The sequence below is a fragment of the Clostridium sp. TF11-13AC genome (assembly GCF_003481065.1).
GTDB lineage: Bacteria > Bacillota > Clostridia > Lachnospirales > Lachnospiraceae > Otoolea > Otoolea fessa.
The window spans coordinates 461,280-472,961 of record NZ_QUKJ01000002.1; the positions used below are offsets into that span (position 1 = coordinate 461,280).

The 11,682-nt window shown below is 51.6% G+C and carries 11 protein-coding genes; all 11 read left to right on the plus strand.

Annotated features, from left to right (window positions below; all coding sequences use genetic code 11):
- Positions 1-68 precede the first annotated feature (68 nt).
- Positions 69-1,160: an aminotransferase class V-fold PLP-dependent enzyme gene (locus DXD12_RS06500; protein ID WP_118637824.1), complete on the plus strand. Its 1,092-nt coding sequence runs from the start codon at positions 69-71 to the stop codon at positions 1,158-1,160.
- A complete protein-coding gene (locus DXD12_RS06505; RefSeq protein ID WP_118637826.1) occupies positions 1,157-1,876 on the plus strand; it encodes a phosphocholine cytidylyltransferase family protein in 720 nt (239 codons plus the stop codon). The genes DXD12_RS06500 and DXD12_RS06505 overlap by 4 nt, the downstream gene beginning before the upstream one ends.
- Positions 1,877-2,025: 149 nt before the next feature.
- Positions 2,026-4,065 carry a DUF2142 domain-containing protein gene (locus tag DXD12_RS06510; RefSeq protein ID WP_118637967.1) on the plus strand — a complete coding sequence of 680 codons (2,040 nt, stop codon included), beginning with the start codon at positions 2,026-2,028 and terminating at the stop codon, positions 4,063-4,065.
- 258 nt (positions 4,066-4,323) lie between these two features.
- On the plus strand, positions 4,324-5,172 hold the full coding sequence (locus DXD12_RS06515) for a glycosyltransferase family A protein (protein ID WP_118637828.1): 849 nt from the start codon (positions 4,324-4,326) through the stop codon (positions 5,170-5,172).
- A complete protein-coding gene (locus DXD12_RS06520) occupies positions 5,169-6,119 on the plus strand; it encodes a glycosyltransferase (protein ID WP_118493858.1) in 951 nt (316 codons plus the stop codon). Before DXD12_RS06515 ends, DXD12_RS06520 begins: the two co-directional genes overlap by 4 nt.
- On the plus strand, positions 6,109-6,846 hold the full coding sequence (locus DXD12_RS06525) for a glycosyltransferase family 2 protein (protein WP_107000710.1): 738 nt from the start codon (positions 6,109-6,111) through the stop codon (positions 6,844-6,846). The genes DXD12_RS06520 and DXD12_RS06525 overlap by 11 nt, the downstream gene beginning before the upstream one ends.
- Positions 6,847-6,850: 4 nt before the next feature.
- Positions 6,851-7,234, plus strand: a complete 384-nt coding sequence (locus tag DXD12_RS06530; protein WP_107000709.1) for a DUF2304 domain-containing protein — start codon at positions 6,851-6,853, stop codon at positions 7,232-7,234.
- A gap of 90 nt (positions 7,235-7,324) precedes the next feature.
- A complete protein-coding gene (gene rfbC, locus DXD12_RS06535; RefSeq protein WP_022360048.1) occupies positions 7,325-7,879 on the plus strand; it encodes a dTDP-4-dehydrorhamnose 3,5-epimerase in 555 nt (184 codons plus the stop codon).
- Between the two features lie 18 nt (positions 7,880-7,897).
- Positions 7,898-8,713 carry an ABC transporter permease gene (locus tag DXD12_RS06540; protein WP_022360049.1) on the plus strand — a complete coding sequence of 272 codons (816 nt, stop codon included), beginning with the start codon at positions 7,898-7,900 and terminating at the stop codon, positions 8,711-8,713.
- 137 nt (positions 8,714-8,850) lie between these two features.
- Positions 8,851-10,257, plus strand: a complete 1,407-nt coding sequence (locus tag DXD12_RS06545) for an MBOAT family O-acyltransferase (RefSeq protein ID WP_118629149.1) — start codon at positions 8,851-8,853, stop codon at positions 10,255-10,257.
- A 116-nt stretch (positions 10,258-10,373) separates the two neighbouring features.
- On the plus strand, positions 10,374-11,510 hold the full coding sequence (locus DXD12_RS06550) for a hypothetical protein (RefSeq protein ID WP_181357195.1): 1,137 nt from the start codon (positions 10,374-10,376) through the stop codon (positions 11,508-11,510).
- The last annotated feature ends 172 nt before the right edge of the window (positions 11,511-11,682 follow it).

Below are 11,682 nucleotides of genomic sequence, written 5' to 3' on the forward strand. Positions count from 1 at the left end.
AAAATCATCTCACAAAATCGAGCACAGAAAGATTTCGAGAGTACATTAGATAGATTTGGAGGAAATGTATGATTAATTTTGCGGTAGGACCGGTTCAGATGGACGAGGAAATCCGGGCGATCGGGGCGGAAGAAGTACCATATTTCCGCACATCGGAATTTTCTGCAATTATGAAGGAAAATGAGCGCCTGATGAAGCAGTTCACGGGGGCGCCTGAGGATGCGCGGGCGATTTTCCTGACAGGTTCGGGCACGGCGGCGATGGAAGCGGCAGTCATGAACCTTTTTACGGAGCGCGACCGCGTGCTGGTCGTAAACGGCGGCAGTTTTGGCGCGCGGTTTGCGAAAATTTGTGAGATCCATGAAGTCCCTCATGAGGAGATCCAGCTGGAGAGCGGACGGGCGCTTCGGGCAGAAGACCTGGCACCATATGAGGGAAAAGAATTTACCGGATTTTTAGTCAATGTCCATGAGACTTCCACGGGCGTTCTCTATGATATGGAGCTGATTTCTGACTTTTGCAGACGAAACCAGCTGATTCTGGCGGTTGACGCGGTCAGCTCGTTTCTTGCCGATCCATTTTGGATGGGAAAATGGGGCGTTGATCTGGTGCTGACCGGCTCGCAGAAAGCGCTGGCACTTCCGCCGGGACTCTCGATTCTGGTGCTGGGGGCGCGTGCGATCGCGAGAGTGCAGGAGACGGCGGTCCGCTCGATGTATTTTGATCTGCGCGACTACCTAAAAAATGGCGAGCGGGGGCAGACGCCGTTTACACCAGCGGTCGGGGTACTTTTACAGCTTCATAAACGGCTGACGATGATCGAAGAAAAAGGGCTTGCGGCAGAACAGGCACGGATCCGCTGTCAGGCGGAGAATTTCCGAAGCAAAATAAAAGATCTTCCGTTTGAGATCGTTTCCAATTCTCTCTCGGCGGCATTGACGCCGCTTCACCCGACGGGCGTGGACAAAGAGGGGAAAACGGTCTCAGCGCATCGGATTTTTGAGATTTTGAAGGATGAATACGGCATCTGGATCTGCCCGAACGGCGGCGCGCTTGCCGACACGGTGTTCCGTGTCGGTCATATCGGCGCATTGACGCCGGAAGACAATGACAGCCTGATTGCGGCATGGAAAGATATGCAAAGGAGGGGACTTCTGTGAAAGTATTGATTCTGGCAGCGGGACGGGGAACCCGGATCTCGCGTTATCTGTCGGGAAAACCAAAATGTACGGTGGATATCGGCGGCGGGCAGTGCCTGATCGAGTACACGATTGACCTGCTTCATTCCCGCGGCATCCAGGATATCGGCATCGTGCTGGGCTATGAGGCGCAGGTGATCCGCGAGGTCTTGGCAGACAAGGGAGTTTCCTTTTTCTACAACCCGTTTTACGATGTGACAAACAGCATCGCGTCTGCATGGTTTGCGAAGGAGTTCCTGACAGGGGACGATCTGCTGATCATGAACGGTGACGTATACCTGGAGGAAAAATTGCTTGACCGGATCCTCGCGCAGGGCAGGAGCCCGGTGATGTTTGCGGACGAGAGCCGCCGGGAGACAGCGGATTATAAGTTCTTCTATGAAGATGGAATTTTGAAAAAATATGGAAAAGAGCTGACCGGGGATGATGTGACGGGCGAGTACATCGGAATCGGACGGTTTTCAGCGGCATTTATGCCGGAATTTATCTGCCGGATGGAGGAGATGATCGACCGCCAGGAGCACGGCGTCTGGTGGGAAAATGTTGTTTACAGCATGACCGGGCAGCAGTCGGTCTATGTCGAGGACGTCAGCGGGCATTTCTGGGCGGAGGTTGATTATATTGAGGATTATGAACGCATCCTGGAACACAGGGGCGTGGAGAAGATAGTGCGCTAGAGCGCTTGATTTGAAAGACAAAACACGGTTCACGGGTAGGCACTTTTGGAACCGAAAGTGCCGTAAGAAAACGTGGTGGCAACAGAAATTTACCGAATTTAAACGGGAAAAATAAGGGAGAAGTACAGATGCAGTTTAACAGGCATTTTATGAATCGAATAGAGAAAAAAGATGTGCTTCGGCTGCTTCTGGCGCTTGTGGCAGTCCTTGTGATGGGCGTTCTGGGCGAGTTTGTCTGCAATCTCCCGGCGCTTCGGGCAAGTGGATGGACGCGGCAGGCGACGCGGACGATCGCTCTGGACGAGGTGCAGGTGAGCGGATTTGAGCGGGTAGAGACAGAAAAGAACGGTTTGGGTGAAATCACCGGAGAGCCGGGGCAAACCATTGGAGAGAATAGGCGGCAGGTGGAAAATACAGAGGTGCTGCAGCTTTCGGATGCAAGCGGTTATCTCCACATTCCGCTGGACGGCAGCTATGTCAGCCAGTTTCTCTACCACTATGATTACGATGGTCTGTTAAATGCCACCGTCCGCCTCGGTTACCGCAACATCTACGGCGAGCAGCGGGAGCACAACGCAAAGATGGTCGTGGACCGCAACTGCCGGGTGCTGAAATTTTCTTCGGTTCCGGTGAATGGGAAGCTGGACTACGTGGATCTTCTGATCACGCGGGAGGATCTAGACGAAGAAGGGCTTTCCTACATGAATTTTGGCGGGATGCCGCTTGCACTGACCGGGTTTGCGACGGTGGCGCGGGCAGGTATCAACTGGTACCGGCTGGGACTTTTCTGGTGTGCGGCGGCGGTTTTGATCGCACTTCTCTGTTTCCGGGATTTCGTGGCAAAGCGCATCGAGGTTGGATTTCTGCTGATCTCCCTGACGTTTGGAACAATATTTTCACTGTCGCTCCCGGCAAATAAGGTGAGCTGGGATGAGGAAGTGCATTTCGCGCAGGCATTCTGGATGGCAAATTACCGGACGCCGGTGCAGGCGGAACCGGCGCTTTTACAGGAGTTTACGACGGGCGTAGATACCTGGCCGTACAATCAGCCGGAGAGTCGGGACGAGCAGGCGGCGCTCACTTCGTATCTGAATCAGAATGCGGGTTACCGGCACGGTGAACATCTCTGGAGTACGGATCTCAACAAAACGACGATGACCGGATATGTGGGTTCGGCGCTGGCGCTGAAAGCGGGAGGGCTGCTTCATATCCCATTTGGAATCCTGTATAAGCTGGGGAGGCTGGGAAATCTCTATGTCTATGCGGCAGTTTTGTATTTTGCCATCAAAAAGACACCGGTCGGCAAGGCGATCCTGGCATTTCTGGCGCTGATGCCCGAGCCGATGATGCTGGCGGGGGCATATTCCTATGACCCGACCGTCACGGCATTTTTGTGGCTGTCTTTCGCGGGCATTCTGGAAGCGGCGCTTGGCGGGCGGAAAATGGACTGGAAAGCGTATGCGCTTATCGTGCTTACCTTTGTCTGGGGCTGCCGCGTCAAGGCGGTATATGCGCCGCTAATTCTTCTGGGACTGATGATTCCGGCAGAAAAGTTCCGTTCTAAACGGGAAATGTACCTGATGAAGGGTGGATTTATCGTGATCTGCGGTCTGATGATGTTATCCTTCATCCTGCCGGTTCTGATCGCGCCGCGCGATATCGGGGATACGAGAGGTGACAGCACCAGCGAGAAAGGGCAGATGGCGTACATTCTGGGACAGCCGCTTGCCTACGCGTGGGTGCTGATCTGCAACCTGTTCCGGACGCTTCCGTCCTATGTGCTGGGCGAAAATTCCCTGGGACTTCTGGGACACACGGGAACGATGTCATTTCCGTGGGCGCTGTACGCCGGTTCGGCGGCCGTTATCCTCACAGCCGGGCAGCCATCTTGTGGAAAACGTCTGTCAAAAAAACAGAAGCTGTGGATATTTATACTCTGCGCGGGAACGGCAGTGCTGGTCTGGACTTCGATGTACATTGCATTCACCAGACCGGGTAATACCTATATCGACGGCGTACAGGGGCGCTATTACCTGCCATTTCTGCCGCTTGTCTGGTTGGTTTTAAACCCGGATCGGGTAATGGTGCGGATGGAGAATAAAAACTATCATGCGCTGGTGTTAGGGGCGGCGGCGCTGATTCTGGCGGCAACGGTTTATCTGGATATCTGGATGAAGTTCTGCCGGTAAGCATAAGCAAGCTAGAAGAAGGCAAAGGTTACTGTATACGGGTAGGCACTTTTGGAACCGAAAGTGCCGTAAGAAAACGTGGTGGTAGCAGGAATTTGCCGTATTTAAATGCGAAGCCACGGCAAATTCCGTTACTGGGCACGTATGCGTGAACAGTAACAGGCAAAGATGTTTGAAACGTTAAAATCGATCATAAGTCTGGTAAAAATAAATTCAAGCAGGTACCGCTCTTGAAAAACGAGAAGGCAGAAGTGCGGCATGAAAGAGCGAGAGAGAAAGGGAAACGAGATGCAGCAGGAAATCATTCATACATTTGCGGTCTGTGCATACAAGGATTCGCCGTATCTGGAAGAATGTCTGCGTTCGGTGACGAGCCAGACGGTCAAATCGGAGGTGATCTGCTGTACCTCGACGCCGAGCAGCTATATCCGGGAGCTGGCAGCGCGGTATCAGGTGCCGCTCTATGTGCGGGACGGGGCGAGCAATATCCGTGAGGACTGGATGTTTGCCTATGGAAAGGCGCAGGGGCGTTTCGTCACGATCGCCCATCAGGACGACCGATACCGCAGCGATTATGCCGAAAAGCTTTTAAAAGCCTGGAAGAAATATCCGGATCTGCTGCTGTTTGCGAGCGATTATCTCACGATCCGCATGACGGAGAAAGAGGGAAAAATGAAAGCCATTCCGGAGCCATTTAACATGGTCTGGCTGGTAAAAAAGATACTGCGCCTGCCGCTGCGGCTTCGTTTCCTGGCAAACCGCACATGGATCAAGCGGAGCAGTGTCTGGTTTGGCAATTCAATCTGCTGTCCGTCCTGCACGTACAATAAAGAACAGATTGGGGACGATATGTTCCATTCGGAGTATGATTTTGCGCTGGACTGGGACAACCTTTACGAGCTGGCGGGCAAAAAGGGACGTTTTATCTGTTCGGAAAAACCGTTGATTGCCTACCGCGTTCATGCGGCGGCGACGACGAAAGCCTGCATCGAGGACAACCGGCGCCCGGCGGATGAGATGGCGATGTTCCGGAAAATGTGGCCGGACTGGATGGTAAAGATTCTGATGCATTTTTACAGAAAAGCCTATAAGGAGTACGAAAAATGAGAAAAGCCGATGTGATTATACCTACGTTCAAACCGGGGGATAAGCTGGAAAAACTTCTGCGGCGGCTGTTGGAACAGAGTGTGCCGGTGGGCCGTGTGATCATCATGAATACGGAAGAAAAGTACTGGGATGCTGAGCGGTTTGAGTCCTTATTTGAGGGGGAAGATACAAAGCTGACCGTGTGCCATATCCGCCAGTCGGAATTTGACCATGGAAGGACGCGCCATGAGGGAATTTTGAAATCAGATGCGGATGTCTGCATCTGCATGACGCACGACTGCGTGCCGTATGACCGGAATCTGGTGAAAGAGCTTCTGGAGGCGCTGGATGCTTCGGAACGTGTGGCGGCAGCATATGCGAGACAGCTTCCGGCGGCGGACTGCGGTGTGATTGAACGGTATACGAGGGACTTTAATTATCCGGCGGTGAGCCGTCTGAAAGGGAAAGAGGACGAGGACGAGCTGGGAATCAAGACGTATTTCTGTTCCAATGTCTGCGCGGCATACCGGCGGGATATTTACCTGAAGCTTGGCGGATTTACGAAGAAAACCATTTTCAACGAGGATATGATTTTTGCCGGACACGCGGTGGAAGCCGGGTATCAGATTGCCTACGCGGCGGACGCGCAGGTCATCCATTCCCACAATTATACGGCGATGCAGCAGCTGCACCGGAATTTCGACCTTGGCGTATCGCAGGCGGATCACCCCGAGGTGTTTGGGCGCCTTCATTCGGAGGGCGAGGGAATCCGTCTGGTGAAGAAAACAGCGAAATGGCTGGTGGAAAATGGTCATGTGCTTCTTCTGCCGCAGCTTGTGATGGCGAGCGGAAGTAAATATGCCGGGTACTGGCTGGGAAAGCATTATAAAAAGCTGCCGGAGGGGCTGATTCGAAGCCTGACGATGAATCCGGCATACTGGGAAGGAGAAGTGGGCGATGGAAGATAAGGCGTTATTGTCCACAGAAGAAGCTTCTGGGGCGGAAAAAGCCGAACTTTTGATAGTCATACCGGCGTACAACGAAGCCGAAAATATAGAGCGGGTTGTGAACCATCTGACTGCCAATTTTCCGCAGTATGATTATGTGGTCGTCAATGACGGATCGCGCGATGAGACGGCGGCGATCTGCCAGAGAAATGGATATAATCTGTTGAACCTTCCGGTCAATCTGGGACTGGCGGGGGCATTTCAGGCGGGACTTAAATATGCCGACAAGTACGGATATCAATATGCGGTCCAGCTCGATGGAGACGGACAGCACCGTCCGGAGTATCTGGAATCCATGATCAAGAAAATGGAAGAAGGTTACGATATCGTCATCGGCTCCCGGTTTGTCGGGGAGAAAAAGCCATTTACGATGCGGATGCTTGGAAGTAATCTGATCGAGATGGCGATCCGCTTCACAACGGGTGTCAATATCAAGGATCCGACCTCGGGAATGCGGATGTTCAGCAAGCGCATGATCCGCGAATTTGCATCGGGGCTTAACTACGGTCCGGAGCCGGACACCGTTTCCTACCTGATCCGCCAGGGCGCGCGGGTGGCGGAGGTGCCGGTCATCATGGATGAACGGATTCTGGGAGTCAGTTACCTGACACCGGTCAATGCGATGCGGTATATGCTTAAAATGCTGATTTCGATTCTGTTAATCCAGAATTTCAGAAAGAGGAGGTAGCGCCATGACGCCAACACTCAGAGTTGTCCTGATCGTCGTGTCGATCCTGACAACCTTTATGATTATGCGGAAGATCCGGCAGTCAAAACTCCAGATCGAGGATTCGATTTTCTGGCTGGGATTCTCGTCCATTCTCATTGTGTTCAGTATCTTTCCGGGGCTGCCGGATCTTTTGGCGGAGCTGGCGGGAACGTACACGACTGCCAATTTTATCTATCTGGCGGTTATTTTCCTCCTGATTGTGAAAATGTTCCATATGTCGATCAAACAGTCGCAGCTGGAGACGAAGGTCAAGGATCTGGCGCAGAAGATTGCGCTGGATGAAAATGAGCGGGGGAAAGAGGCACAAACATCTGTAAAAAAGGTTGTCAGCCAGAAAAACGAATGATATAGTTAAAGATGGCACAGCCGAAAAGGATGATGCCAGTTACGTATTGAAAAATGAATTGAAATACCTGCATAAGAAGGAGATAGAAAAATGGGAAAGATTAAAGTAACACCATGTGACATCAAGGGACTTTATGTAATCGAACCGACTGTTTTCAAGGACGAGCGCGGTTATTTTATGGAGACATACAATCAGAACGATTTCCATGAGGCGGGACTCGACATGGTATTTGTACAGGACAACCAGTCTATGTCTGTCAAGGGCGTTCTGCGCGGACTTCATTACCAGAAACAGTATCCGCAGGGCAAGCTGGTGCGTGCAGTGCGCGGTACCGTATTTGATGTGGCGGTAGACCTTCGTACTGGTTCTGAGACCTACGGAAAATGGTTTGGCGTGGTTCTTTCCGCGGAGAACAAGAAGCAGTTCTACATTCCGGAAGGATTTGCACACGGCTTCCTGGTACTGTCCGATGAGGCAGAATTTGCATACAAATGTACCGATTTTTATCATCCTGGCGATGAGGGCGGTATGGCATGGAACGATCCGGAGATTGGCGTTGAGTGGCCGATCGAGGAAGGCATGGAGTTGATTATTTCGGAGAAAGACCAGAAATGGGGCGGCTTCCGGGATGCATTCAAATTTTAAGAATGGAGTTAGGATAGAATGCGGGAACTGATTTCCCTGTTTCGGGAACTGATAGGAAAAAGAAAATTGGTCACCGAGCTTGCCAAGGCGGATTTCCGCAAGCGCTTTGTCGGCTCGTACTTTGGAATTGTCTGGATGTTTATCCAGCCGATGGTTACGATCGCGATCTATGCGTTCATCTTCGGTGAACATGGCATGAAAAATGCGCCGCCGGTTCCGGGGGCGACCTATGTCATCTGGCTGACGCCGGGTATCATCCCGTGGTTTTATTTCAGCGAGATTTTAAATACGGGCACAAACTGCCTGCAGGAGTACCATTATCTGGTTAAAAAGGTAGTATTCCAGGTGGAGATGCTTCCGGTTATCAAGCTTATCTCCTGTTTCCTGGTACATGCCTGCTTCCTGATCATTATGGCGGGGCTGTACCTGATTGACGGGCGTATGCCGTCTGCAACCTGGATTCAGGTGTTATACTATTCCTTTGCGGCGTCGATGCTTGGACTGGCGCTTACCTATTTTACCAGCGCCGTGCAGGTGTTCTTTAAAGATATGGCGCAGATCGTCGGCATCTGCCTCCAGTTCGGCATGTGGCTGACCCCGATCATGTACGACGAGGCAATCTTCACCAGCCGCGCATCCTGGCTGGAGTGGGTATTCAAGCTTAATCCATTCTACTACATCGCCGCAGGCTACCGCGACAGCATGCTTACGGGAAGCTGGTTCTTCGAGCGGCCGACGATGACGATTTATTTCTGGGTGGTAACATTTATTTTGATGATAATAGGACTGAAGGTATTCAAAAAACTTCGTCCCCATTTCTCAGACGTACTGTAGATGGGAAGGGAGCTGCTGTAGATGGTGTTGACAGCTATTGGATTATCGAGATGCGAACAACGATAATCTGAGAAGCTGCCAGTGCCGCCTCCGGCAGCTCCCTTCTGCGACAACTTATCAATAGGAGTTTACATAAAATGGTTTTCAGTTCAATCATCTTCCTATGGGTTCTTCTCCCCTGCATCCTGCTCCTCTACTACGTGAGCCCCAAACCGTTCAAAAACGGCATCCTGACCGTATTCAGCCTCTTTTTCTATGCCTGGGGCGAACCGCGGTATGTGGTGCTCATGATTTTTTCGGTTCTGCTCAACTACGGTTTCGGGCGTCTGGTGGAGAAATTCGGGAAAAAGAGATGGCTTTTGGCGCTCTGCGTGACGCTCAATCTTCTGATCCTCGGCTATTTTAAATATTACAATTTCCTCGCCGAGGTGCTGAATCCGCTGCTTCGCGGGTTTGATATAGCGCTTCCGGCGATTCAGGTGACGCTGCCGATCGGAATTTCCTTCTATACCTTCCAGGCGCTTTCCTACGTGGTGGATGTGTACCGGGGCGAAAATCAGGCGCAGAAAAATCCGCTCAACATGATGCTTTATATTTCCTTCTTCCCGCAGCTCATAGCGGGACCCATCGTGAAATACCATGACATCGAGGAGCAGATCGAAAACCGGACCGTCACGCTGGAGGGCTTTTCTTACGGCGTGAAACGCTTTATTTTCGGTCTGGGAAAGAAGGTCATCCTGGCAAATACCTTTGCCGAGGTGGTGGACGCGGTCTACGCGTATCAGGCGGCGGATGTGAGCCAGGCGATGCTCTGGCTGACGGCGCTTCTCTATATGCTGCAGATTTATTTCGATTTTTCCGGCTATTCGGACATGGCGATTGGGCTTGGAAAAATGTTTGGCTTTACATTTATTGAAAACTTCCGGCTGCCGTACACAGCGACTTCGATCCAGGATTTCTGGCGGAAATGGCATATTTCCCTCTCCAGCTGGTTTAAAGAGTACGTGTACATTCCGCTCGGCGGAAACAGGAGGGGCACGGCGCGGACGTATGTCAACCTTTGGACGGTCTTTCTGCTGACCGGCATCTGGCACGGAGCGGGCTGGACGTTCATTTTCTGGGGCATTTACCATGGCTTTTTCAACGTGCTGGAGCGCTGTTTTCTGGGAAAATGGCTGAAGCAGGAGAAATTCCGGCCGTTGGCGCATATCTATGCGGTGTTTGTCGTGCTGATCGGCTGGATTTTCTTCCGCGCGGACACGATCGGGCAGGCATTTTCCTTTATCCGGTATATGTTTGTGCCGCACAGCGCAGTCGTTTTGATGGAACGCTACATGAACCGGAAACTCTGGATGTTTCTGGCGGCGGCGCTGCTGGCATGTGGTCCGGTGCAGTGGTTTTGGATGAAATGGAAAGGGCGCGTGCTGGCGCAGGATGGCTCGGTGACGGTCGCAAGCTGGATCGGCTACATGGCGATCCTGTGGTTTTCCATTTTGCTGCTTGTCAACAATACATACAATCCATTTATTTATTTCCGTTTTTAAAAGCAGTGTAGAAAGCATGCTTGCCTGTGCAATGAGAACATAAAAATGAAAGCATGGGCGGCAGGGCGTGAAAGTACAGAAAGATGGATTCATGCAGGGAGAAGAAAACGAGAGATATGAATCGAGAGACAGGGACAAAAATACTTCTGATTGGTTCCTTTGCGGCGAGCCTGGTGCTGCCGACGCTTGTCTATCCGGCGGTTAGGAGCCATCTGGACCAGCAGAATTATGAAAACAGGGAATTGGCATCCTTTCCGGAACTGTCGGCTGCCAATTTTGACAATATTCCGACGGAATTTGAAGCGTATTACAACGACCATGTTCCGTTTAAAAATCTGTTTGTCAAGGCGAAGACAAAGCTGGATCTGGAGCTTTTAAATGAAAGCTCGATTTCGGATGTGACGGTCGGAAAAGAAAACTGGCTGTTTTACACCGTTTCGGAGGACGGCGAGGATGCGCTGGCGGATTATCAGCGGACAAATCTCTATACGGCGGATGAGAAAACAGCGCTGGCGGACGCGATTACCTCGGTAAACGAGAAAATGAAAGAGCGCGGCATCCGGTTTGTGATGTTTGAGGCACCCAACAAGGAAAGTGTCTATGCGGAATATATGCCGGATTCGGTCCGGGTATACGGAAGTGAGTCGCGTCTGGATGCGGCGCTCCCGGAGCTTGCGGCGCAGGGACTTCCGGTGTATGACATGAAGCCGGAGCTTCTGAAAGAGGCGGACACGTATCAGCTTTATTACAAATATGATACGCACTGGAACCAGATCGGCTCTTTTATCGGAAGCCAGCAGATTGCACAGACTTTGCTTGGAACCTCTACACCGCTCAGTGCAGTCTCGATTGAGGCGGCAGGACCGGCGTCCGGAGACCTGGCGCGGATGCTTAACATGGCAGCAGAGTACAGCGACGATACCGAATATGTGATTCAGAATTATCTGCCGGAGGTGACGGCTACGACGGTGGATATGAACGAGGACAACAGCTTTGCAGTATTTGAGTCGGATTCGCCGAATGATAAAACACTTCTGGTGGTAGGCGATTCCTTTAGCCAGAACCTTAAATATTTTATGCCGAAGCTATACCGGAAAACGGTGTTTGCGACCTTTGACACATACACGGAGGCGCTTCTGGATGAATACCAGCCGGATGATTTTGTCTATCTGACGGTCGAGCGCAACCAGGAGCTGTTTGAGGATGTGGAGACGGTTGTCTGGCGGGATGAGGTGCCGGAGAAGGACGGGTAAGGTGCCGGATGTCCGGGCGGAAGGGGGATGCAAAGTTTTTTTAAAACTAAATAAAAAGAATCACTCGTAAAGTGCTAGTTCGGGTGATTCTTTTTTTATGCCTCTTGATTCCATATTTTGTTGCGCGAGGGTTATTATAAAAAAATGGAAGAGGATGTAAAGAGGGAAATTT

Excerpts from the sequence above, each read along its gene's own strand:
- DXD12_RS06515 (WP_118637828.1), top strand. The coding sequence starts at position 4,324 with ATGAAAGAGCGAGAGAGAAAGGGAAACGAGATGCAGCAGGAAATCATT.
- DXD12_RS06520 (WP_118493858.1), top strand. The coding sequence starts at position 5,169 with ATGAGAAAAGCCGATGTGATTATACCTACGTTCAAACCGGGGGATAAG.
- DXD12_RS06530 (WP_107000709.1), top strand. The coding sequence starts at position 6,851 with ATGACGCCAACACTCAGAGTTGTCCTGATCGTCGTGTCGATCCTGACA.
- rfbC (WP_022360048.1), top strand. The coding sequence starts at position 7,325 with ATGGGAAAGATTAAAGTAACACCATGTGACATCAAGGGACTTTATGTA.
- DXD12_RS06550 (WP_181357195.1), top strand. The coding sequence starts at position 10,374 with ATGAATCGAGAGACAGGGACAAAAATACTTCTGATTGGTTCCTTTGCG.
- DXD12_RS06500 (WP_118637824.1), top strand. The coding sequence starts at position 69 with ATGATTAATTTTGCGGTAGGACCGGTTCAGATGGACGAGGAAATCCGG.
- DXD12_RS06545 (WP_118629149.1), top strand. The coding sequence starts at position 8,851 with ATGGTTTTCAGTTCAATCATCTTCCTATGGGTTCTTCTCCCCTGCATC.
- DXD12_RS06525 (WP_107000710.1), top strand. The coding sequence starts at position 6,109 with ATGGAAGATAAGGCGTTATTGTCCACAGAAGAAGCTTCTGGGGCGGAA.
- DXD12_RS06540 (WP_022360049.1), top strand. The coding sequence starts at position 7,898 with ATGCGGGAACTGATTTCCCTGTTTCGGGAACTGATAGGAAAAAGAAAA.
- DXD12_RS06510 (WP_118637967.1), top strand. The coding sequence starts at position 2,026 with ATGAATCGAATAGAGAAAAAAGATGTGCTTCGGCTGCTTCTGGCGCTT.